Source organism: Dietzia sp. NPDC055877 (assembly GCF_053615975.1).
In genome coordinates this window covers 68,295-90,320 of the sequence record NZ_JBSHCV010000011.1, presented here as the reverse complement: position 1 = coordinate 90,320, position 22,026 = coordinate 68,295, and the positions used below count along the sequence as shown (strand labels likewise).

Annotated in this window: 19 protein-coding genes; 11 read left to right on the top strand and 8 right to left on the bottom strand. The window is 69.8% G+C overall.

What is annotated here, in order from left to right; genetic code table 11:
• Positions 1-66 precede the first annotated feature (66 nt).
• The gene (locus ACWGLC_RS12420; protein WP_452100191.1) at positions 67-1,113 is read left to right on the top strand and encodes an oxygenase MpaB family protein; all 1,047 of its coding nucleotides are present in this window, start codon (positions 67-69) and stop codon (positions 1,111-1,113) included.
• Between the two features lie 95 nt (positions 1,114-1,208).
• Here ACWGLC_RS12420 and acnA read toward each other — a convergent pair whose 3' ends face one another.
• From acnA to ACWGLC_RS12395, 5 genes are all read right to left on the bottom strand, one after another.
• Positions 1,209-4,037, bottom strand: a complete 2,829-nt coding sequence (acnA, locus tag ACWGLC_RS12415; protein WP_452100190.1) for an aconitate hydratase AcnA — start codon at positions 4,035-4,037, stop codon at positions 1,209-1,211.
• Between the two features lie 148 nt (positions 4,038-4,185).
• A complete protein-coding gene (locus ACWGLC_RS12410) occupies positions 4,186-4,785 on the bottom strand; it encodes an energy-coupling factor transporter transmembrane component T family protein (protein WP_452100189.1) in 600 nt (199 codons plus the stop codon).
• Positions 4,786-5,463 carry an energy-coupling factor ABC transporter ATP-binding protein gene (locus tag ACWGLC_RS12405; RefSeq protein ID WP_452100206.1) on the bottom strand — a complete coding sequence of 226 codons (678 nt, stop codon included), beginning with the start codon at positions 5,461-5,463 and terminating at the stop codon, positions 4,786-4,788.
• 79 nt (positions 5,464-5,542) lie between these two features.
• Entirely contained in the window at positions 5,543-6,145 is a 603-nt protein-coding gene (locus ACWGLC_RS12400; protein WP_452100188.1) for a biotin transporter BioY, read from the bottom strand.
• Positions 6,146-6,272: 127 nt separating this feature from the next.
• A complete protein-coding gene (locus tag ACWGLC_RS12395; RefSeq protein WP_452100187.1) occupies positions 6,273-6,890 on the bottom strand; it encodes a helix-turn-helix domain-containing protein in 618 nt (205 codons plus the stop codon).
• Positions 6,891-6,995: 105 nt separating this feature from the next.
• Here ACWGLC_RS12395 and ACWGLC_RS12390 point away from each other — a divergent pair, with 105 nt between their 5' ends.
• From ACWGLC_RS12390 to ACWGLC_RS12380, 3 genes are read left to right on the top strand one after another with little or no spacing between them, the layout of a single operon-like run.
• Positions 6,996-7,964 carry an NAD(P)/FAD-dependent oxidoreductase gene (locus ACWGLC_RS12390; RefSeq protein WP_452100186.1) on the top strand — a complete coding sequence of 323 codons (969 nt, stop codon included), beginning with the start codon at positions 6,996-6,998 and terminating at the stop codon, positions 7,962-7,964.
• Positions 7,961-8,680 carry a class I SAM-dependent methyltransferase gene (locus tag ACWGLC_RS12385; protein WP_452100185.1) on the top strand — a complete coding sequence of 240 codons (720 nt, stop codon included), beginning with the start codon at positions 7,961-7,963 and terminating at the stop codon, positions 8,678-8,680. Before ACWGLC_RS12390 ends, ACWGLC_RS12385 begins: the two co-directional genes overlap by 4 nt.
• A 52-nt stretch (positions 8,681-8,732) precedes the next feature.
• Positions 8,733-10,358 carry an NERD domain-containing protein gene (locus tag ACWGLC_RS12380; RefSeq protein WP_452100184.1) on the top strand — a complete coding sequence of 542 codons (1,626 nt, stop codon included), beginning with the start codon at positions 8,733-8,735 and terminating at the stop codon, positions 10,356-10,358.
• Between the two features lie 14 nt (positions 10,359-10,372).
• Here ACWGLC_RS12380 and ACWGLC_RS12375 read toward each other — a convergent pair whose 3' ends face one another.
• Positions 10,373-13,006 (bottom strand): putative bifunctional diguanylate cyclase/phosphodiesterase, encoded by a 2,634-nt coding sequence (locus ACWGLC_RS12375; protein ID WP_452100183.1) that lies wholly within the window; start codon positions 13,004-13,006, stop codon positions 10,373-10,375.
• A gap of 236 nt (positions 13,007-13,242) precedes the next feature.
• Between ACWGLC_RS12375 and ACWGLC_RS12370 the strand changes: the two genes are divergently transcribed.
• Both ACWGLC_RS12370 and ACWGLC_RS12365 read left to right on the top strand, forming a co-directional pair.
• Positions 13,243-13,866 (top strand): hypothetical protein, encoded by a 624-nt coding sequence (locus ACWGLC_RS12370; protein WP_452100182.1) that lies wholly within the window; start codon positions 13,243-13,245, stop codon positions 13,864-13,866.
• 17 nt (positions 13,867-13,883) lie between these two features.
• Positions 13,884-14,789 carry a hypothetical protein gene (locus ACWGLC_RS12365; protein ID WP_452100181.1) on the top strand — a complete coding sequence of 302 codons (906 nt, stop codon included), beginning with the start codon at positions 13,884-13,886 and terminating at the stop codon, positions 14,787-14,789.
• Between the two features lie 43 nt (positions 14,790-14,832).
• Here the strand turns inward: ACWGLC_RS12365 and ACWGLC_RS12360 are convergent, their stop codons facing one another.
• Positions 14,833-15,462, bottom strand: a complete 630-nt coding sequence (locus tag ACWGLC_RS12360; protein ID WP_452100179.1) for a response regulator — start codon at positions 15,460-15,462, stop codon at positions 14,833-14,835.
• Positions 15,459-16,676: a sensor histidine kinase gene (locus tag ACWGLC_RS12355; RefSeq protein ID WP_452100178.1), complete on the bottom strand. Its 1,218-nt coding sequence runs from the start codon at positions 16,674-16,676 to the stop codon at positions 15,459-15,461. The genes ACWGLC_RS12360 and ACWGLC_RS12355 overlap by 4 nt, the downstream gene beginning before the upstream one ends.
• A gap of 155 nt (positions 16,677-16,831) precedes the next feature.
• Between ACWGLC_RS12355 and ACWGLC_RS12350 the strand changes: the two genes are divergently transcribed.
• The 5 genes from ACWGLC_RS12350 (at position 16,832) to hisB (ending at position 22,024) form a co-directional block, all read left to right on the top strand.
• Positions 16,832-17,887: an FtsX-like permease family protein gene (locus ACWGLC_RS12350; RefSeq protein ID WP_452100177.1), complete on the top strand. Its 1,056-nt coding sequence runs from the start codon at positions 16,832-16,834 to the stop codon at positions 17,885-17,887.
• Between the two features lie 122 nt (positions 17,888-18,009).
• Complete coding sequence (locus ACWGLC_RS12345) at positions 18,010-18,756, top strand: ABC transporter ATP-binding protein (RefSeq protein ID WP_452100176.1); 747 nt, start codon at positions 18,010-18,012, stop codon at positions 18,754-18,756.
• A 174-nt stretch (positions 18,757-18,930) separates the two neighbouring features.
• Entirely contained in the window at positions 18,931-20,268 is a 1,338-nt protein-coding gene (hisD, locus tag ACWGLC_RS12340) for a histidinol dehydrogenase (RefSeq protein WP_452100205.1), read from the top strand.
• The gene (locus ACWGLC_RS12335; RefSeq protein WP_452100175.1) at positions 20,265-21,404 is read left to right on the top strand and encodes a histidinol-phosphate transaminase; all 1,140 of its coding nucleotides are present in this window, start codon (positions 20,265-20,267) and stop codon (positions 21,402-21,404) included. Before hisD ends, ACWGLC_RS12335 begins: the two co-directional genes overlap by 4 nt.
• Positions 21,401-22,024 carry an imidazoleglycerol-phosphate dehydratase HisB gene (gene hisB / locus ACWGLC_RS12330; RefSeq protein ID WP_452100174.1) on the top strand — a complete coding sequence of 208 codons (624 nt, stop codon included), beginning with the start codon at positions 21,401-21,403 and terminating at the stop codon, positions 22,022-22,024. The genes ACWGLC_RS12335 and hisB overlap by 4 nt, the downstream gene beginning before the upstream one ends.
• Positions 22,025-22,026 lie beyond the last annotated feature (2 nt).

Genomic DNA, 22,026 nt, shown 5'->3' with positions numbered 1-22,026 from the left:
GCGTAGACCACTCCACGGTGCTACGGTCACGTGACCGTCTGGACAAAACCTAGGGTGGTGTCAACCATGACGAGTCAGTACCTTCGCCCGGACGAAGGCCTCTTCCCCGCCGATTCGGTGGCGCGCCGGGTGTGGGCGTACCCGACCTCCGCTTTGCTCGGCTTCATCCGCGCGGTCACCATCGAGCACCTCGATCCCGATCTCACCGCGGCGGTCGACGCCAGTGGCCAGGTGCTCCAGCGGCCCGCACTGCGCTACGACCGGACCGTGCAGTACTTCGCCACGGTCTTGTTCGGGGACGCCGCGTCGGTGATCAAGTCCTCGGACGTCCTCATGAAGGTCCACGCCCGCGCCCACGGCCCGAACCCCGTGACCGGCGGGACATTCGACTCCAACGACCCGGACTCCCAGCTGTGGATCCACATGACGGCCTGGCACTCGATCCTCTACGTCTACGAGAAGTACGGCCCCGGCAGGCTCTCCCGCGCCGAGGAGACCGAGTACTGGCGAGAGTGCGCGATCGCCGCTGCCGTGCAGCCCATCCGCCTCGACGACGTCCCGACGTCCCGGGGCGAGGTCCAGAAGTACTTCGACGACTGGCGCGACCGGCTCGCCTCGTCGGAGATCGCGGTGCACAACATCGACTTCATCCTCGATGGCATGCGGACCATCTTCGCCGCGCTGCCGGCACCGATGCGGGCGGTGCTGGGACCGGTGATCCGCTCCGGCGTGATCGCCACGTACCCGCGGTGGATGCGGCCGCTCATGGGCGTGCGGCAGTCGAGGCTCGCCGACACCGCCGTGACCGCTGTGATCCGGCCCGGGATGGCCGCCCTCGCCCGCAGTCCACGGGTACAGATGTGGTTCCTCGAACGGGTCGCCCCGCGCGGGGGCCCGGTGCTCACGGGCCATATCCGTGGGCTGCCGGCCGAGTCCTCGAGCGTCTATTCGCCTTCGGAGGCACGCAAGAAGTTCGGCGATCCGCGCACGCCGCTCGAGCAGTATGCGGACCAGCTCGCGGCTCGCGGCGCTGACGAGGCTCTCGCCCCGTACGAGCACAACCACCACGATGCGCCGCTCGAGTTCGTGGCGCCGGCGGCGCGGGCGGGGTGAGCGACAGCCCGGGACGACGACGTGGCACGTAACCGCGACAGCGAGCTGCGCGGGCCGCGGTGGAGCCGGCCGGCGGTGGAGCCGGTCGGCTCAGGTCACGCGCGGAGCAGCTGACGCACCACGTAGGGCAGGATGCCGCCGTTGACGTAGGACGCCTCCTCGGCCGGGGTATCGATCCGCACGGTGGCCGAGAACTCGCGGGACTGCCCGTCCTTCTCGACGGTGACCGTGACCTCGTCCGGGACGCCGTCGGCACCTTCCAGTCCGGTGACGGAATACACCTCGTCGCCGGTGAGTCCCAGCGACTCCGCGTCCTGCCCGTCGGGGAACTGCAGCGGCAGCACTCCCATCCCGATGAGGTTGGAACGATGGATGCGCTCGTAGGAGACCGCGAGTACCGCTCTGACGCCGAGCAGGGTGGTCCCCTTGGCGGCCCAGTCACGGGAGGAACCGGAGCCGTAGTCGGCGCCCGCGATAATGACCAGGGGGACGTCCTCGTCCTGGTAGGCCATTGCGGCGTCGAAGATGCTCATCTGATCGCCGCTGGTCCAGTGCTTGGTGACGCCGCCCTCGACACCCGGGACGAGCTCGTTGCGGAGCCGGATGTTCGCGAACGTGCCGCGGATCATCACGTGGTGGTTGCCGCGGCGCGAACCGTAGGAGTTGAAGTCCTTCGGGTCGACGCCCTGGTCGATGAGATACCTCCCGGCCGGGCTGTCACGTTTGATCGCGCCGGCCGGGGAGATGTGGTCAGTGGTCACCGAATCACCCAGCTTGGCGAGCACCCGTGCGCCAGCGATGTCGCGGATCGGTGCCGGCTCGGCCTCCATCCCGTCGAAGTACGGCGGCCGCTGGATATAGGTGGACGTGTCGTCCCAGTCGTAGACGTCCCCCTCATGGATGTGCATGCCGCGCCAGTTGTCGTCACCGGCGTAGACATCCGAGTAGCCCTCGGTGAACATCGCCGCCTCGACGTTGGCCTCGACAGCCTCCTTGATCTCCGCGCTGCTGGGCCAGATGTCGCGGAGGTACACCTCCTCGCCGTCGTTGTTCCTGCCGAGCGGCTCGGTGAGGAGGTCGGTGTGCAGACTGCCGGCGAGTGCATAGGCGATCACCAGCGGCGGGGAGGCGAGGAAGTTCATCTTGACCTCGGGGTGTATCCGACCCTCGAAGTTGCGGTTTCCCGACAGTACCGACGAGACGTTGAGGTCTTTGTCGTTGACGGCGGCGCTGACCTCGGGGATGAGCGGTCCGGAGTTTCCGATGCACGTGGTGCAGCCGTAGCCGACCAGGTGGAATCCGAGCTCCTCGAGATACGGCGTGAGCCCGGAGCGCTCGAAGTAGTCGGTGACGACGCGTGAGCCCGGCGCGAGGGTGGTCTTGACCCACGGCCGGGTCCGCAGTCCGCGCTCGACGGCTTTCTTCGCCAGCAGGGCCGCACCGAGCATGACCGACGGGTTGGACGTGTTCGTGCACGAGGTGATTGCGGCGATCACCACGTCTCCGTGGTCGACGATCGCCTCGGTGCCGTCGATGACCACCTCGGTCGGGTCGCTCGGCCAACCGAGCTTCTCGTTCGCGGTGAGCTGCTCCTCGGACAGGTGCCGGGGAGGCGCGTCTCTTCCGGGCTTGGCGCCCGGGGAGACCGGATCGGAGGCAGGGAAGGAGTCGGCCGACGTGTCGTCGACGCCGCCTTCGTCGTAGTCGGACTTCTCGTACTCGCCCGCGAGCAGTCCGAGGACAGTCCGGGGGGCGTCGCCGAGGGGGATGCGGTCCTCGGGGCGTCGAGGACCGGAGATGGACGGCTCGACGGTCGCCAGGTCCAGGTCCACCACGCGCGTGAAATCGGGTACGTGGTCGGGGTCGTGCCACAGGCCCTGCTCGCGTGCGTAGGCTTCGACCAGCTCGATCTGGTGGTCCTCACGGCCGGTCAGGCGCAGGTAGTCGAGCGTCTCGGCGTCGACGGGGAACATCGTGGCCGTGGAGCCGTACTCCGGACTCATGTTGCCGATGGTGGCTCGCGTGGCGAGCGGGACATTGGCGACACCGGGCCCGAAGAACTCGACGAACTTGCCGACCACACCGAGACCGCGCAGAAGCTCGGCGACCGTGAGTACGAGATCGGTCGCGGTGGTGCCCTCCTGCAGCTCGCCGCTGAGCCGGATACCGACGACCTGGGGGATCAGCATGCTCATGGGCTGTCCGAGCATGGCCGCCTCGGCCTCGATGCCGCCGACACCCCAGCCCAGCACTCCCAGACCGTTGACCATCGGGGTGTGTGAGTCGGTGCCCACGAGGGTGTCCGGATACGCCTGCCGCTTCCCGGCTCCCTCTCGGGTGAAGACGACGCGGGACAGGTACTCGAGGTTGACCTGGTGACAGATGCCGGTGTCGGGCGGAACCACGAGGAAGTCGTCGAAGGACTGCTGCCCCCAGCGCAGTAGCTGGTACCGCTCCTGGTTGCGCTCGAATTCGAGTTGGGCGTTGATGCCGAAAGAGTCGGGCCTGGCGAACGAATCGGCGATCACGGAGTGGTCGATGACCAGCTCGGCCGGGATCTGCGGATTGATCGTGGACGGCTCCCCGCCGAGTTCGGTCATCGCGTCGCGCATGGCGACCAGGTCGACCACGCAGGGCACGCCGGTGAAGTCCTGCATGAGCACACGTGCCGGTGTGAACTGGACCTCGGGATTGCGCTCGGATTCCGGCTGCCAGTCGCGGAGCGCCTCGATCTGCGCGGCGGTCACCAGGCGTCCGTCTTCGTTGCGCACGAGGTTCTCGAGCATGACCTTCAGTGAATACGGGAGTCGCCCGGAACCCTCGATCCGGTCGAGCCGGTGGATCTCGTAGGAGGTCCCACCGACCGAGAGTTCGCCTCGGGCCCCGAAGCTGTCGGGCCCTGCTTCCGCCTTGTTCAGTGACATCGCACGTCCACCTTCCATGCGTCCGGCGACAGCCGGGGCGGCCGGGGTCTCCGAGCCGCCGGTCGCCTTTCCAGTGAGTTCAGTCACATCCCACGGTAGGCCTGCCTCGTGTGAAAGGACACCGGTCAGGCTCGGCGGCCGAGGAGGTTCAGTCGTCGACGCCGCGCGCGGCCAGCGCATCGCCCAGCTGATCCGCGGTGGTGAGCGCGCCGAGAACGGTGGGAACGACGAGCGCACGGATCGACATCCCCAGGCCGCGGGCCTTCCGGGCCTCGGTGACCTGGCGTAGCTGCCGAGCCAGTAGCGGGATCGCGCGGATCGTCAGGACGAGTACGAGGGCGACCCGGTCCGGGGAGGCGCCGACGTGGCGAAGCGGCCCGGCTGCGCGGGTGACGGCATCGAGCATGTCCGAGACGCGGGTCGTCAGCGCCACGAGCCCCGCAACCGCGACCGCGACCAGCAGTGCCCCGGTCACGCGAAGGGCGGTATCGAGATCGGCGACGATCCACTGCAGAGCGAGGATCGCGATGAGCATCGGCAGCACGGGGCGAACCTGGTCCCATGCGGCGCGCGGCGGGATCCGACCGATCGCGTACAACGCCACCGTCATGGCCAGGGCGGGGAGGACATGCCAGGGCTCGCGGACCATGACCGAGACCGCCACGATCAGGAGGCACACCAGCAGGATCTTCCATCCCGCCGGAAGCCGGTGCAGAAGCGAGTTCCCCGGCTGGTAGGTGGCGAACATCTAGCGCTCCAGCGCGATGCGGCGATACCCGGCCAGCGCCGGGCCGGGGAAATCGTCGATCACCACGCGCCCGCCGTCGACCACAAGAACGCGGTCGAAGTCGGCGACCAGGTCCAGGTCGTGCGTGACCACGACCAGCTGCTGGGGCAGGGCGGCGAACGTTTCCGCGACCAGCGCCCGGTTGCGTAGGTCGAGCAGCGTGGTGGGCTCGTCCGCAACGACCAGCGCGGGCTCCATGACCAGGACCGCGGCCAGGGCGAGCAGCTGTTTCTGGCCGCCGGAGAGCAGATGGCAGGGATGGTCGGCGTGCCCGGCCAGGCCGTAGGTGTCGAGTACCCGGTCGACGCGTCGTCGTCGCTCCTCCTTCGACAATCCCGAACGGCGGAGGGAGAAATCCACGTCCTCCGCCACCGTGGGCATGACGATCTGGGTGTCCGGATCCGTGAAGCAGAAGCCCACCTTGCGACGGACCTTCGCGCCTTTGCGGCGGGTGTCGAGTCCATCGACGGTGACGGTGCCGGAGGTGGGGACGACGAGTCCGTTGATCATCCGCGCCAGGGTGGACTTGCCGCCGCCGTTGACGCCGACGATCCCGATTCGGCGCTCGGCCAGGCTCAGGTCGACGCCGGACAGGACCGTGCGGTCGCCGTAGTCGTGGCCGACGTCGCTGAACCGGATCTCGACCCCGGTGTCCGTCGGTTCCGCCTGATTCGACGACGCGGGCCGCGGCGAGCTGGGATCGGTCACGCCGGGTACGTTACGCCGCCGCCGGGCGGCGTCGCCGCAGCGGCGCGATGAGACCCGGGCGCGCCTTGTGGACCTGCTGGGCCACCACCGCGGTGACGATCGCCTTGGCCAGGTCGCCGGGCAGGAACACGCCGTTCGCGGCGATGGCGGCGCCCATCGTGAGGTCGGTGCGCAGCAGCATGCCGGCCACACCGAAGGCGTAGATCACGACGATGCCGCCGAGGATGTTGATGAGCAGGCCCGGGATGAGGCGGTAGCGCGGCATGAGCCAGGCGGTCAGCAGACCGATCACGATGACCGCGGGGATCCAGCCGATGAGGAAGCCAGCGGTCGGGCTGGCAAGGGACGTCAGCGTCGTGCGGCCGCCGGCGAGCACGGGCAGTGCCAGGCCGATCACCATCACGGCGAGAACCGAGAGCACTCCCTTCCGCCAGCCGAGCAATGAGCCGGCCAGCATCACGCCGAGCGTCTGGAGGGTGATGGGGACGCCTGCCGAGCCGATGCTGATCTGGCCGGGGAGGCCGAGGACGACGATGAGGGCGGCGAACACCGCGATCTGCGCGAGATCGCGGGTGGCGCTGCGGGCGGGAGCCCTGTCGATCGACATGCTCATGACACTCCTTGGACGCGTGGCGGCCGCGGCGCGACCTGAACAGTGTTCATTGTGTCAGGATGCAGTGGTGCAGCGCACATCCGGGGTGGATCCGTCGGGCTGACGCATCGCCGCGCCCCGGCCGCGATCAGTGTGCCGGGGAAGCGCGCACGTGGGCCCGTTCGCCCTGCTTGCCGATGAGGCTGAGAAACTCCACGGGGCCCGCGCTGGTGGCGCCGAACCAGTGCGGGGTGCGGGTGTCGAACTCGGCGGCTTCGCCGGGCTTGAGGATCAGATCGTGCTCACCCAGGACCAGCCGGAGGCGCCCGTCGAGGACGAACACCCAGTCGTATCCGTCATGCACATGCATATGCGGCTCGTCGTCGTCCCTTCCCCGCGGTAGTACGAACTTGTAGGCCTGGATCCCGCCGGGCCGCCGGCTAAGGGGGATCACGGTCGCGCCGTAGTCGGTCGCGATGGGGCGCATGTTCACGCGTGGGTCGCCGGTGGGCGGGGCGTCGACGAGCTCGTCCAGGGTGACGCCGTGCGCGCGGGCCAGCGGGAGGAGGAGTTCGAGGGTGGGCCTGCGTCCGCCGGATTCGAGCCGGGACAGCGTGCTGCTGGAGATTCCGGTCCGTTCGGTGAGGTCGGAGAGGGTGAGGTTCCGGCGCTGTCTCAACTGCTTGAGGCGCGGTCCCACCGCGTCGAGGGTCCGGATGTCCGGGTCGCCCGTGGCGGGGCCTGACCTGTCGTCAATGGCGCTCATGCTGACAGTTTGCCACTCCGGCAAGGGATCTTGCACATTCTGGCTACGCGGGCCATTGTCAGTGGAGCGGCGCGCATCAGGCGGCCCAGGGTGACGGGAGTGTCTATGTCTGGCAGGGGAGACGAAACCAGGGATGTGGTGGTGATCGGCGGAGGCGCTGCGGGGTTGAGCGGAGCGGTCACACTGGCGCGCGCTCGCCGCAGTGTGACGGTGGTGGACGCGGGCGAGCCGCGCAACGCTCCGGCCGAAGGCGTGCACGGGCTGCTCGCGCGGGAGGGGATGAACCCGTCCGAGTTCGTCGCGCGCGGCCGTGAGGAGGTCGAGGGGTACGGCGGCGAGATCCGCGCCGGTGAGGTTGTCGACGCCCGCGCCGTCGGTGACGGTTTCGAGGTGTCCCTGCGTGACGGCACCGTCCTGCCGGCCCGGACCCTGCTCATCGCGACCGGCGTCGCGGACGAGCTGCCCGCGATCCCGGGGTTGCGCGAGCAGTGGGGCAACGGGGTCCTGCACTGCCCCTACTGCCACGGCTGGGAGGTCCGCGACCGGCGGATCGGTGTCCTGGCGACCGGCCCGATGTCCGGTCACCAGGCCGTGATGTTCCACCAGTGGAGTCCCCGCGTCACCTACTTCGCCGGCGGCCGACCGGTCGACGACGGGGACCGCCGCAACATGGAGGCGCTGGGGATCCCGATCGTCGAGGGGGAGATCTCGCGGGTGGAGTCCGACGGTGGGCGCGTGGTCGGCGTCAGGGTCGACGACGACACCGCCGAGGGCGGGGTGACAGACCTCGACGCGGTGGTGGTCAGCACCCGGCTGGACGTCCGGACCGATTCCTTCGGCGCTCTGGGGCTGGAGGTGGACGATCACCCGGTGGGTTCGTTCATCAAGGTCGACGACTTCGGCGCCACCTCGGTACCCGGAGTCTGGGCCGCCGGAAACTGTGCGGACGTCATGGCGCAGGTCGGACTGTCGGCCGCGCAGGGCACCCGGGCGGCGCAGCACATCAACGCCATGCTGATCATGGCTGATCTCGAGCGCGCCGTCGAGGCACGGGGAAGTGGGGCACACCGATGACACACGACTTCGATCGTCAGTACTGGGACGACGTCTGGTCGGGCGGCGAGGATGATGGTCGAGCGTCGGTGATGACCGGCAGCGCGCCCAATCCGCATCTGATCCGCGAGGTCTCGGGGCTGCGCCCGGGGTCGGCGCTCGAAGCCGGATGCGGGGCCGGCGCGGAAGCCATCTGGCTGGCTTCGCAGGGATGGCAGGTCACTGCGGCCGACATCGCCGCCGAAGCGCTCGAGCGGGCAGCCGTTCGCGCCGCGGGCACCGATGCCGGGGACCGCATCTCCTGGGTGCGGGCGGACCTGTCGACGTGGGAGCCTGGGACTCGTTTCGATCTGGTCACCACCCACTATGCGCATCCGGCGATGCCGCAGCTCGACTTCTACGAGCGGATCGCGGACTGGGTCAAGCCCGGCGGGACACTGTTCATCGTGGGGCATCTGCACCGGGAAGATCACGGCCACGGCCACGGCCATGGGCACGGGCACGGGCACGGCCATGGCGACGGCCACAACCACAGCCGAAGCGGCGGGCATGGCCACGAAGGCGAGTCGACCCCGCCCGCCGAGGCCTCGGCGTCCGGGGCCGCGATCGCCGAGCGGCTGACAGCCGACCGCTGGGTGATCGCCACCGCGGAGGAGGGGCCGCGCGAGATGCGAGGTCCCGGAGGGCGTGCGGTGACGGTGCACGACGTCGTCGTCAGGGCCACCCGACGTAGCTGAGGAGTTCACGGCGCCACGGCGCCACCGGGCAGGGCTGGGGTATCCCTGTTGTATGGCTCGAGTCCTTCCCGCTCATCCCGTCTACGGTCATCCGTCCGAGGAGACGGTCGTCGAGCTCCTGAGAAATCAGTTGTCCGAGGACAGTCTCGTCATCGTGGGCCAGCGCATCTCCACGGACGAGAAGGAACACGAAGTCGACATCCTTGTCGCGATGCCCGGCGCGGGGATCGTCGCGATGGAGGTCAAGGCCGGCCAGATCACGGTGGAGGACGGACGGTGGGTGCAGGGGAGCGGCACCAAGCAGTACCTGATCGATCCGGTCACGCAGTGCAGGGACGCGCTGTATGCGCTCCGGGGCTTCGTCAGCGCCGACCCCCGGTGGCCGGATCAGTATCAGCGTTGGACCCACATGCTCGTGTTCCCCAACGCCTCGATCCCCGACGATTTCGCTCTTCCCGAGATCCAACGCAACCGGATCGCCGACCGCGGCCAGCTGGATCACGTCGCGACCATCGCCTACCGCCTCGCCCGGGACTCGGGTCCCCAGGACAGACCGTTCCTGGAGCCGGCCACGGTCGACCGTCTCGCGGAGGTGCTCGGCGGACGAGGGCTGCCGCAGCGTGACGTGGTGGCCAGGGCTTCGGAGAACGCCGACATCGCGGATGCCCTCACCCGCGAACAGTCGGTGCTGCTCCGGGCCGTCGATGCGTTGCCGCGCGTGGAGATACGCGGCGGGGCCGGGAGCGGCAAGACCTTTCTCGCGCTGGAACAGGCTCGACGGCTGTCGCGGTCGGGGCAGCGGGTCGCCCTGATCTGCTACTCGCACGGCCTGGCCGGTTACCTCAAGCGCGTCACCGCCGGGTGGCGTCGGCGTGAGCAGCCCGCCTACGTGGGCGAATTCCATGCGCTCGGCGTGGAGTGGGGCGCGCCCGCCGGTCCCGACGAGCGCGTCCGCTCGGAGGAGACCGTGCACTGGTGGGAGGTGGAACTTCCGCGACTGATGGCGGAGCTCGCCGACCGGCTGCCCGAGGGCAAGAAGTTCGACGCGGTGATCGTCGACGAGGCCCAGGACTTCGCCGATGAGTGGTGGCGGCCCGTCATCGGCGCACTCCGGGACCGGGAGAACGGTCGGCTGATGATCGTCGGTGACGCCGGTCAGAGCGTGTTCGAGCGCCCCGGTCGCCCGCCCGTCGACCTGGTGCCGTTGGTGCTCGACCACAACCTGCGGAACACCCGCCAGATCGCCTCGGAATTCCTGCCGCTTGTCGGACAGCGGATGGAGCTACGCGGAGGAACGGGGCCGGCGGTGAGGCACGTCGACGTGCCCGAGGGCCGGGACCTCATCGCCGCGGCGGATGACGAGGCGATACGACTGCTCGACGGGGGCTGGCAGCCACGTGATGTGGCATTGCTGACCACCGGATCCCGCCACCCGATGCAGGTGGAACTCCAGCAGGAGGGAAACGACGCCTACTGGGAGACCTTCTGGGACGGCGAGGACATCTTCTACGGTCACGTCCTGGGCTTCAAGGGTCTCGAGCGCCCCGCCGTGGTCCTGGTGTGCAACCACCACGCGGGCATGGACAGCCTGCGCGAGCGCGTCTACGTCGGGCTGTCCCGGGCGACGGACGTTCTCGTCGTGGTGTCCACCGGCGGTATCGGACTGCCCGGGACATGAATGAGGTGTGGGTATCAGCGGCCCTGTAGGAATCTGCGCACGAATTCGGCTTCGGGGTAGGGGTGGCCGATCCCGAAGCCCTGGGCGAGGTGGATCCCCTCGTCTCGGACCACGTCGAGGACGGCGTCCGAGCCCACGTGCTCGGCCACCACGTCCATGCCGAGCTTGCCGGCCAGATCGACAAGTGAACGCACGATCGCCCTGTCCGTCGCGGACGAATCAAGGTTGGCGATGAACTCTCCGTCGATCTTCACGTAGTCGAAGAGCATGATCTTCATGTAGAGCAGCGAGCCGAAGCCGGTACCGAAGTCATCGATCGCGAGCCGGAACCCGCGGTCGCGCACGCGTTTCGCATAGGTCCGAGCTGCCGCTACTTCGTCGAGCTTCGCCGTCTCCGTGAGCTCGAGCACCACCGCGGACGGCGGAACACCGCGCGCGTCGGACTCCTCGAACAACACCCGCTCGAGGTCGGTGCTGCCGATCGAGTGGGCAGAGAAGTTGATCCAGATGGACAGGTCCTCGTCGAGCTCCCGGAGCCGCGCGATCATGCGGATGGCCTCTCTGACCACCCAGATGTCCATCTGCGTGATGATTCCGGATCGTTCCGCGATCGGAACGAACTGGGACGGTGGGACCACCCGGCCGTCGTCGAGCAGGCGGACGAGGGCTTCCGCACCCACGATCCGGCCCGATTCGACGTCGAGTATCGGCTGGAGGTGCAGCTGCAGATCGTCGCCGAGTAGTGCCTTCTCCAGCCGCACCTTCCACTCGTACGGCGAGGTTATCCGGTCCTCCGGCGCATCGTGGTCGCCGAGGATCACGATGTTGTCTCGACCCGAGTATTTGACGTCGTACATGAGCCGGTCGGCCGCCACCAACGGCGCGACCCCTCTCGCCATGGCGGAGGCGATCGTCACCCCGCCCACGGAGACGGACAGTTCCCGGCCCGCCCCGTCCAGGGTGCGCGAGTACTCCCGGGTCCGGTCGACCAGCGCGGTGGCGAGCGACTCGAGGCGTTCTCTGTCGCCGTCGGGGACCAGGATGGCGAACTCATCGCCTCCGAGACGGGTGAGGACGTCGGCGTCGTCGGTCGTGTCTGTGAGGATTCCGGCGATATCGATCAACACTCCGTCGCCGAAGGCGTGACCGAAGGTGTCATTGATGTTCTTGAAGCCGTCCAGGTCGAAGACGAGCACTCCGCCGGTGGGGCCCCGGTCGGCGATGTGCTCCGCGAGGGCCTTGTCGAAGCGTCGGCGGTTGGGCAGCCCCGTCAACGGGTCACTGTTGGCAAGTCGTTCGAGCTCGCTCAGGAACCGATGGTTCTCCGAGACGTCCCGGATGAGGAGCAGCGCCCGCTCGGAATCTTCACTCTCCTCCGGCAACAGCGGCGCGGCGGTCAGCTCGAAGGTCCGCTGTGTCCCGGACCTGTCGGTGAAGATGAACGGTTCGGCTACCACGGTCTCACCGCGGAGCGCGCGCGCTGAGGGAGTGAGGTCCGGCTGTTCTGCGGGACGGTGCCCTGGCCAGGATACGAGCTGCAGGTGCCCTTCACCGTCAGCGCGGACGAACGTCGTGCCGCTCGTGTTGAGCGGGGTGGCCCTGCCGTGCTGGTCAACCGTCAGCAGTGCGTCCGGGATCGTCTCGGTGACGGTCCGCAGTGCGGTCTCGCGGCGACCGGCCGTGTCCGCGAGAGCGGTCAGATCGGCGTTGAGCCGGACGAACTCGTTGACCGCCGTGGCCACCACCAGGGAGATGAGGAATGTCAGGATCACCATCAGATGCAGGCGGGCCGACAACGCCAGCGTGCTGTACTCGAGTCCGAACACGGCGCCACGGGTGCCTGCGACCATCGCGAGGAGGGTCACCGTGGTGAAAACGGCGTGCAGCGCGGCCACCGACGTGGTGGAGCGGACCCCACTCCAGAAGAGGGGGATCAGGATCATCATCGCCAACGGGAGATACGGGCTCATCACCTGTGCGATGGCGGCGAACACGATCGTGAGGGCGAACGCGAAAATCGTATCGACGGCCTTGGTTTCGCGCCGGTATCCGGGACGATGCATCAGGGCGAGCCCGGTACTGGTGATGAGCATGACGGAGGCCAGGCTCCGGACCACCCAGACCGCGCCGTCGACGAACGTCGGGCTTCTGCCGTCGGCGATGAGGCCGAGCGCTGTGACGCCCCAGGCGAGCGACGCCCCCACGAAGGCGGCGCCGAAGAGTCGGAACACGTCGTAGGTGACCGCCATCCGGGCGATGATCGTGTGCGAGCGATCCGAGCTGGGCACCGCGGCCCGCAGCCCGAAACGTCGACCGAGCGGAACTAATGCCAGCGAGGTCCATCGGGTGATCAGGCCCAGCGCCACGTTCGACAGCGACAGCAGCAGCGCCTCCGAGAGCTCGAACCCGGTCCGGAGATTGAGTATCGACAGGATCACCATCGTGAGAGCCACGAAGGCGACGTATTCGATCCTGGACCTGATGGTGAGAGCCCAGAGGACGATCACTCCCGCGGCGGGCCAGTAGAGCGCGAGACCGGATTCCTGATAGAAGCCCACCCGTCCCACCCCCGCGGCGGCCGTCACCGCGATGGCGAACGCGGTGATGCGCCATGCTGCGACACGAGACGGGGTCGTCAACATCGGCATCAGATGGCTCCCGGGATGACTGGTCAGAACGGAAACGCGTGCACCGAGCCTAACAATCGGTCCTGGTCCGGGCCGCGACGCCCGGCTGGATAGACCGCAGTTCCGCCGCCGAAATGGCAGTTGCAATGTCCTATATACCCTGCTGACATAAGCTCATTTTTCGTAAGAGGTCGGTCATCGACGGCGCTGCTCCCGGTCCCCGGGTCGGTGCACGACCGTAGACAGGGAGCAACGACATGAACCAATACTCGTCGGAGGGGTGGAACGGCCAGTCCGGTGGGCCGAACAACAACCCGCCCACGTCCGAGTTCGGTCCCGTGCAGCAGAATCCGCAGGGGTACGGGCCACTGCCGCCCAGGCCGGGGATGTCGACCCCGGTGGTCGTGGTGATCACTCTGCTCGTCGCGCTGTTGGTCGGTCTGCTGGTCGCCGCGGCGTTCTTCGTCACCTCACGTCTCATGGGCAGCTCGGAGGGGGCGGCCACCTCGACGGTTTCCGTGACGGCGACCGCGCCCGCTGAGTCGGCGGGTGAGCCCGGCGGGGAATCGGCACCGACCGTCCAGCCCGCACAGCCCGTCCAGCCCGCCCGGCCGGCGCCGGCGGGTCGGCCGGCGGGTGCATACGAGTGCTGGACCAGCGGGTCGGCCGGATATAACTCCGTGGCCGTGGGCTCGTCAGTGACCTCGTGCGAGTTCGCCGAATCGGTCTGGGGAGAGTACATCGGGTCTGGCGGCAACGGCGGGTCCATGACCGTTCGGGCATACAGTCCGGTGACCGGATCCGGATACACGATGTCCTGCTCCGGCGGTGCCGTCGTCACGTGCACCGGCGGGAACAACGCGGTCGTCTACATCTACTGATGCCCCATAATCGCGCAGTGGCGCTCGCCCTGGCCGCAGTTCTCGCTTCCGCGGGCTGTGCCGGCCCCGGCGGCTCGGGGGAGCCCGTGGTGGTCACCGAGACCGTGGCCACCGTGACGGGAGCCCCGGTCCAGGGTGGAGTGGGCGCTCCGGCGGAATTCGCGGAGACCCCGCCGGTGGTGCCCTCTGCGACCGGCGGGCCCACACCCGCTCCGTCGGCCGATGTGGTCGATGCCGAGCTCGCGACGGTGGTGGCTCCGATCTCTCTCCCGGCCGGAGTGGCTGTTGCTCCGGTTGGCGACCACGGAGGGGTCACTGCTGCGGGGACATGGCAGACAGGGGTCGCCTGGTCGACCATCAAGGTGCCGCTCGCCGTCGCGGTCGCTCGCTCCGACCCACAGTTGTTGGAATGGTCGGCGTCGACGATCACGACGTCGGACAACCAGGCCGCTGAATCGCTGTGGTCCGCTCTCGGCGGGGGGCAATCTGCGGCCTCGACCCTCATGGCCGTTCTGGCAGAAGGTGGGGACACGGTCTCACAGGTGCCGTCGGTCCCTATCCGCGCCGGCTACTCGATTTTCGGTCAGACCCGGTGGTCGCTGGTCGACCAGGCCCGATTCGCGGCGGGACTGCCATGCCTCGAGGGCTCCGCCCGCGTCGTGGATCTGATGGCGCAGATCTCATCTGATCAGCGCTGGGGGCTTGGCGGGATCCCAGGGGCCCGTTTCAAGGGTGGATGGGGGCCGGGCGACGATGGCGGGTATCTCGTCCGGCAGTTCGGCGTGGTGCCCGGTGCAGGCGGCGATCTGGCGGTGGCAATGGCCGTCGAGGCCCCCACATTCGAGGCCGGGGCCGCGGCGCTGACCACGATGGCCGACAGGCTCGCACCGATGATGCCCGGCCTGACGGGCGGGGCATGCTGACGATCGGGGTCGGCATTGTCGCTTACGATCGCCTAGGAGCCGCCTACAGCAGGCCGAGTTCGCGGGCCCGGGCCACCGCGGCCGTCCGAGACGTCACCCCGAGCTTGTCGAAAACATGCACCAGATGGGTCTTCACGGTCGCCTCCGACACATGTAGAGAGGCCGCCACCTGCCGGTTGGTCGACCCCTCGGCCACCGCGTGCAGGACCTCCGCCTCGCGCTCGGTCAGGGCCGGCCGGGGGTTGCGTAACCGGCCCATGAGAGTCGCCGCGACGGTGGGGGAGAGCGCACTCTCCCCGGCCGCCGCGGCGTGGACCGCGCCGAGGAGCTCGTCGGGCCCGGCGTCCTTGAGCAGGTATCCGCACGCCCCTGCCTCGATCGCGCCCACGATGTCTGCATCGGTGTCGTGGCTGGTCAACACCAATACCTGCGGCGGGTCGGGCAGTTCGCGGAGACTGGCCGTGGCGCGGACGCCGGCGGTGGCATCGCCGGCGAATCGCAGATCCATGAGGACCACGTCCACGTCCCCGACCCGCGAACGTTCCACCGCGGCTGAAGCCTCGGAGACGTCGGCCAGCACCTCGATCGCCGGGTCGGACGCCAGCAGCGCCCGCAGGCCGGTGCGTACCACCGCGTGATCGTCGGCGATCAGAATCCGGATCGTCGTCGTCATCTCGTCCTCTCCACCGGCAACGGCAACACCGCTCGCACCGTCGTGCCCCGGCCCACCTCGGAGTCGACGGTGAGCGTCCCGCCCAGGTCGGCCACGCGACGCGCCATACCGTCGAGGCCGAAGGAGGCGGCCGCCCGCGGGGCCTCCGGGTCGAATCCGCGGCCGTCGTCCGTGACCGTCAGCGCGATGTGGTCGGCGGATTCGGCGATCGTCATCCCGATCCGCGAAGGCGTACCGTGCTTGACCGCATTGGTCAGGGCCTCCTGCGCCACACGCACTGACACCGCAGCGAGTTCGGCCGGCGGCTCCGCGGGCAGTTCGCCCGTCACCGACACCTCCACCCGCGGGTGTTCCGCACGGACCCGCCCGGCCACCCGGTGCAGCGCGCCGTCGAGCGAGACCCCCTCCAGCGGTGCCGGTCGCAGTGCCTCGATCAGCCGCCGGGTCTCGGTGAGGTTCTCACCGGCCACCTCGCGGGCCAGGCGGATCTGCTCGATCGCGGGATGCCCCGGGTCGGCGCGCTCGGCGGCGTGCAGCAGCATCCCGATGCTGGCCAGGCCCTGCGCCACGGTGTCATGGATCTCGCCCGCCAGACGGGCCCGCTCGGTCTCACGGCCCACCTCCCGCTCCCTCGAGGCGAGCTCGGATCGGGCGGCCACCAGTTCGGCGATCACCTCGCGACGTGCCTGGGACTCGCGGTACAGCGCCCGGACCCCGGCGGCCAGCCCCAGGGCGACGAGTGCGCCGACGACGGGCCCCACCACGCCGGCGGGTGTGAAGCCGTTATGCACGCCCAGTGCGACCACCGCGACCGCGGCCAGGCCCGCGACCGCCGCCGCCCCGGCCCAGGAACCGAGCAGGAACAGCGCGAGGAAGAACAGCGGGAAAACCAGGTAGGCGGCCTCCGGGACCTGCACCACCAATGCCGCCCACAAGGCGAGGACGGCGGCCAACCATCCGAGCCGGGCGGCACGGCCGGTGTGCCGCCGCCGCTCCCACACCGTCCCGGCCACGTACGCGGCCGCAAACCCGATCGCCGCGGCCACGGCCGGGAGATTGGGCTCGCCGGCTGCGTCACGATGCGCGCTGACCAGCGTGAGGACCAGCAACGCGGCCACCAACGTGTGCAACGCCACCTGCAGCTGCGCCAACACCGCGCGCACCCCCGCGGATTCGGGCGGGAGCTCCATGTCGGGCGCGGGCACAGAGGTCACGCCGACGACGCTAGTCGCTTCGGCGAGGCCCGCGCATCCATCGAAAGGTGGAGCGGGGCGTCCTCCGTTCGTGCCCGCGGAACCAACCCCACGGCCGATTCGGATCCGCGCGGACGCGACGAGGGTGGAGACAGACCTTCACGAGAGGAAACCCGATGTTCTTCGCACTGCGTGACCTGCGAACTGCCCGGTGGCGCTTCGCCCTCATCACGGGCGTCGTCCTGCTGCTGTCCGTCCTCGTCGCCGGCCTTCTCGGCCTCACCGCCGGCCTGGCCAACCAGAGCGTGTCCGCGCTCCGGTCTCTCGGATCGGGCGGCGCGTCGTTCGTGCTCCCGGCCGACGAGTCCGGGCCCGTCGATCTCGACCGCGCCGCCCTCACCGACGAGCAGATCGACGCCGTCACCGCGTCGGACCCCACCGCGGTGCCCGTGGGGATCGCGCGGATCAACCTGGACGACGGGACGGAGACGGGCGTCTCGGCCGTCGCCGTGGGTCTGTCCGCACCGGTGGGATCGGTGTCTCCGCCCGCAGGTGGCCAGGCCCTGGTCTCCGACGGGATCGACGACGAGCTGGGCGCGGACGTCCGCTCGATCGGAGCCGACGGAACGGACCTCGCAGTGGCCGGTCAGGCCGGTGACCTCTGGCATTCACACACCCCGGTCGTGGTGACCGATCTCGAGACCTGGCGCGGCCTGGCCCCCAGGGGCGGGCCCGCCACGGCGGTGGCGGTGAACGCGGACGCGGTCGACCCGGACCTGGTGGTCGATAGTTCGGGGCTGGCGCTCGTCGACGGCGACGGGCTCGTAGGCGCACTGCCCTCGCACCGGGCCGAGAACACCTCGCTCACCACGATGACCTACATGCTGCTGGCCGTGACCGCACTGGTCGTCGGTGCGTTCTTCGCCGTGTGGGGGATGCAGCGGCGCCGGGACGTGGCCGTGCTCAAGGCCCTCGGCGCGTCCACCGTCGCGGTGGTCAGGGACTCGGTCGGACAGGCCGCGATCGTGCTGGTCGTGGGAGTGGGCGGCGGGGTCGCGATCGCCGCGCTCTTCGGACTCGCGGTGGGCGGAGCCGTGCCGTTCGTGGTGTCCGCCCGAACGACCCTGCTCCCGGCCGCGATCCTCGTGGCCCTCGGCCTGGCCGGAGCCGCCGTGTCGCTGCGGCCCGTCGTGACCGCCGACCCCAACTCCGCCCTGGGCGCCGCGCGATGAGTCCGGTCCCTGCAGGCCGGCTGCAGACGTCGTCGTTGTCGTCGTCGCATGCCACCCCGTCGCGCCCCACCTCACCTTCCCCGACCCACTCCTCGTCCATCGACACCATCAGGAGAACCGCCATGACCACCGCCTACGCCGCGACCGCCGCCCCCACAGACCGGGCCGGTGACACCGGCCCCACCCTCCGGATGGAGGACGTCGTCCTGACCTACCCGGACGGACAGGGACGCGTCACCGCCGTCGACCACGTGAGCCTGGAGATCGATCGCGGCCGCAGCCTGGCGGTGACCGGCCCCTCGGGATCGGGCAAGTCCAGCATGCTCGCGGTGGCCGCCACGCTGACCCGCCCCGACTCCGGACAGGTGTGGCTCCGGACCTCCGACTCGCTCATCGACCTGGCGATGGTCGACCGCGCCCGCGCCGCCGAGCTGCGACGCACCGAGATCGGGATCGTGTTCCAGCAGGCCAACCTCATCGACTCGCTCACCGCGCGCGAACAGCTCGAGGCCATGGTCTGGTTGGGTGCCCGGCCGACGGGTCGGACACGTCGTGCCGCACGGCGTCGGGCCGACGAGCTGCTCGACGTGGTGGGTCTCGGCGGCGCCGCCGGGCGATCCGTCGGAGCGCTGTCCGGCGGGCAGCGGCAGCGGGTCGCGGTCGCCCGCGCGCTGATGGGGCGGCCGTCCCTGCTCCTGGCCGACGAGCCGACGAGCGCCCTGGATTCAGAATCCGGTGAGGCGGTCATGGACCTCCTGCTGGGGACCGCGCGCGAGTTCGACGTGGCCCTGATGCTGGTCACCCACGACGCGCGCAACGCCGCACGGTGCGATGCGCAGGTGGGGCTCGTCGACGGAGCCGTGGTCTGACGGGACCACCGTCCCCGGGCACCCTCTCAGGTGTGCCGGATCGCGATGGCCGACAGCGCAACTAGACTGTTTCGCGGTGGTCGCGTGCCTCGTGGGCGCTTCGCGCCGGCCTCCCGGATCTCGACCGACCCGGGGCCGCCCGTGACCTGGTGAACCCGAGGAAAGGCCATGCCCATGCTCTCCCGCATCGACCTGCGCGGTCGCACGCTCGGCACCGCCGAGTTGCGTCGCACACTCCCGCGCGGCGCCGCCGATGTCGACTCGGTGATCGACACGGTGCGCCCGGTGGTCGAGGCGGTCAGGGAGCACGGCCCCACGGCCGCGCTCGACTACGGCGAGAAGTTCGACGGCGTCCGCCCGCGGTCGGTGCGGGTGCCCGCGGACGTCATCGCCCGCGCGGCCGGGGAACTGGACAGGGATATCCGTGACGCGCTCGTCGAGGCCATCCGTCGCGCGCGCATCGTCCACTCGGCCCAGAAGCGCACCGACACCGTCACCGAGGTCGCCCCCGGTGGCTTCGTGACCGAGCGCTGGGTGCCGGTCGAGCGCGTGGGGCTCTACGTGCCGGGCGGCAAGGCTGTCTACCCGTCCAGCGTCATCATGAACGTCGTCCCCGCCCAGGTCGCAGGCGTCGGGTCGCTCGTCGTGTCCTCGCCGCCGCAGGCGGACTTCGACGGATGGCCGCACCCCACGATTCTCGCGGCGTGCTCGCTGCTGGGGGTCGACGAGGTGTGGGCCGTCGGCGGTGCGCAGGCGGTCGCGCTGATGGCCTACGGCGGGCAGGACCCCGAGGGGGCGCAGTTGGAGCCGGTCGACATCGTCACCGGGCCCGGCAACGTCTACGTGACCGCGGCCAAGCGGCTGTGCCGCAGCGTGGTGGGGATCGACTCCGAGGCGGGCCCGACCGAGATCGCGGTGCTCGCCGACGAGTCGGCGGACCCGGTGCACGTGGCGTACGACCTCATCAGCCAGGCCGAGCACGACCCGAACGCGGCCAGCGTCCTGGTGACCGATTCCCAGGCCTTCGCCGACGCGGTCGACCGTGAGATCGAGGCCCGCTACGAGGTCACCCTCAACGCCGACCGCGTCCGCGAGGCCCTCGAGGGGCCCCAGTCGGCCATCGTGCTGGTCGACGGCATCGATAGCGGAGTGAAGGTGGTCGACGCGTACGCCGCCGAGCACCTCGAGGTCCAGACGCGCAACTCCGCGGCCGACGCCGCCCGGGTGCGCAACGCCGGCGCGATCTTCGTCGGCGCCTACTCGCCGGTGCCGCTCGGGGACTACGCCGCCGGCTCGAACCACGTCCTGCCCACCTCCGGCACCGCCCGTCACTCTTCGGGACTGAGCGTGCAGACCTTCCTCCGAGGGATCCACGTCGTGGACTACGACCAGGCGGCGCTCAAGGAGATCGCGCCCACCGTGATCGCGCTCGCCGACGCCGAGCGATTGCCCGCGCACGGCGAAGCCGTCCGCGCGCGGTTCGAGGACCTCACCGCAGGGGAGGAGCAGTGACCGCCGCGCCCCGCCCGGGCGTCGGGTTGGACGCCCTCCCGCTGCGGGACAACCTCCGGGGTGGCAGTGCCTACGGCGCCCCGCAGCTCGAGGTCCCGGTACAGCTCAACACCAACGAGAACCCGCACCCGCCGAGTGCGGAGCTGGTCGCGGACATCGCCGCCGCCGTCTCCGAGGCGGCCGCCGATCTCAACCGCTACCCGGACCGGGACGCGGTGGGGCTGCGCACCGATCTGGCCGGGTACCTTGCCCGCCAGACCGGGGTGCCGCTTGATGCGGACATGGTGTGGGCGGCCAACGGCTCCAACGAGATCCTGCAGCAGTTGCTCCAGGCGTTCGGCGGGCCGGGCCGCAGCGCCATGGGATTCGTCCCCAGTTACTCGATGCACCCGATCCTGGCGGCCGGCACCAACACCCGGTGGATCCCGGTCGAGCGCGCCGCGGATCTGTCGATCGACATCGACGCCGCGGAGGCCGCCCTCGTGGAGTGCCGCCCCGACGTGCTGTTCGTGACGACCCCCAACAATCCGACCGGGCACGTCGTGGACCTCGACGACCTGCGGCGCCTGCTCGACGCGGCGCCGGGGATCGTGGTGGTGGACGAGGCGTACGCCGAGTTCTCGCCGTCGCCGAGCGCGTGCACTCTGCTGGCCGAATACCCGGCCAAGCTGGTGGTCTCGCGGACGATGAGCAAGGCGTTCGCGTTCGCCGGCGGGCGGCTCGGCTACTTCGCCGCGGACCCCTCCTTCGTGGAGGCCGTGCTGTTGGTGCGGCTGCCGTACCACCTGTCGATGGTCACGCAGGCGGCCGCACGTGCCGCGCTACGTCACGCGGAGGAGACGCTCGCCTCCGTCGCGCTGCTGGCCGACGAACGCAAGCGGGTGACCGCAGGCCTCGAGGAACAGGGGTACGAGGTGCTGCCGAGCGAGGCCAACTTCGTGCTCTACGGCCCCTTCACCGACGCCGCGCGCGCGTGGCAGCGGTATCTCGACGCCGGCGTGCTCATCCGCGACGTGGGCATCCCCGGACGACTTCGTGCGACCATCGGGCTCGAGAAAGAGAACGACCGGCTGCTGCAGGTGAGCGCCAACCTGGCGGCCGAGGAACTCGGGCCACTGACAGAGGAGAAGCGATGAGTGAGCAGACCACGCGGCGGGGCCGGGTCGAGAGGACGACCAGGGAGTCGTCGATCGTCGTGGATATCGACCTCGACGGGACCGGACAGACGGACATCTCCACGGGGGTCCCGTTCTTCGACCACATGCTCACCGCCTTCGGCCAGCACGGCGCGTTCGATCTGACCGTCCGGGCGACCGGTGACGTCGACATCGAGGCCCACCACACCGTGGAGGACACCGCCATCGTGCTGGGCCAGGCCCTCGGCCGGGCGCTGGGCGACAAGCGCGGGATCCGTCGGTTCGGACAGTGCTCCCTGCCGATGGACGAGACGCTCGCCGAGGCCGTCGTCGACGTCTCGGGGCGTCCCTACTGCGTCCACACCGGCGAGCCCGACATGATGATCGGCTACGTCGTGATCGGCCACGACAGCGCGCCGTACGGCACCGTGCTCAACAAGCACGTCTTCGAGACACTGGCCTACAACGCCCGGATCGCACTGCACGTCCGCGTCCACTACGGCCGCGATCCGCACCACATCACCGAGGCCGAGTACAAGGCGGTGGCCCGCGCGCTGCGCGCGGCCGTCGAGCCCGATCCGCGCATCACCGGCATCCCGTCCACCAAGGGTGCACTGTGATG

Bases quoted from the DNA above. Each gene is read 5' to 3' on its own strand.
- ACWGLC_RS12420 (WP_452100191.1), top strand. From the start codon at position 67: ATGACGAGTCAGTACCTTCGCCCGGACGAAGGCCTCTTCCCCGCCGAT.
- acnA (WP_452100190.1), bottom strand. From the start codon at position 4,037: ATGTCACTGAACAAGGCGGAAGCAGGGCCCGACAGCTTCGGGGCCCGA.
- ACWGLC_RS12410 (WP_452100189.1), bottom strand. From the start codon at position 4,785: ATGTTCGCCACCTACCAGCCGGGGAACTCGCTTCTGCACCGGCTTCCG.
- ACWGLC_RS12400 (WP_452100188.1), bottom strand. From the start codon at position 6,145: ATGAGCATGTCGATCGACAGGGCTCCCGCCCGCAGCGCCACCCGCGAT.
- ACWGLC_RS12395 (WP_452100187.1), bottom strand. From the start codon at position 6,890: ATGAGCGCCATTGACGACAGGTCAGGCCCCGCCACGGGCGACCCGGAC.
- ACWGLC_RS12390 (WP_452100186.1), top strand. From the start codon at position 6,996: ATGTCTGGCAGGGGAGACGAAACCAGGGATGTGGTGGTGATCGGCGGA.
- ACWGLC_RS12385 (WP_452100185.1), top strand. From the start codon at position 7,961: ATGACACACGACTTCGATCGTCAGTACTGGGACGACGTCTGGTCGGGC.
- ACWGLC_RS12380 (WP_452100184.1), top strand. From the start codon at position 8,733: ATGGCTCGAGTCCTTCCCGCTCATCCCGTCTACGGTCATCCGTCCGAG.
- ACWGLC_RS12375 (WP_452100183.1), bottom strand. From the start codon at position 13,006: ATGCCGATGTTGACGACCCCGTCTCGTGTCGCAGCATGGCGCATCACC.
- ACWGLC_RS12370 (WP_452100182.1), top strand. From the start codon at position 13,243: ATGAACCAATACTCGTCGGAGGGGTGGAACGGCCAGTCCGGTGGGCCG.
- ACWGLC_RS12360 (WP_452100179.1), bottom strand. From the start codon at position 15,462: ATGACGACGACGATCCGGATTCTGATCGCCGACGATCACGCGGTGGTA.
- ACWGLC_RS12350 (WP_452100177.1), top strand. From the start codon at position 16,832: ATGTTCTTCGCACTGCGTGACCTGCGAACTGCCCGGTGGCGCTTCGCC.
- ACWGLC_RS12345 (WP_452100176.1), top strand. From the start codon at position 18,010: ATGACCACCGCCTACGCCGCGACCGCCGCCCCCACAGACCGGGCCGGT.
- hisD (WP_452100205.1), top strand. From the start codon at position 18,931: ATGCTCTCCCGCATCGACCTGCGCGGTCGCACGCTCGGCACCGCCGAG.
- hisB (WP_452100174.1), top strand. From the start codon at position 21,401: ATGAGTGAGCAGACCACGCGGCGGGGCCGGGTCGAGAGGACGACCAGG.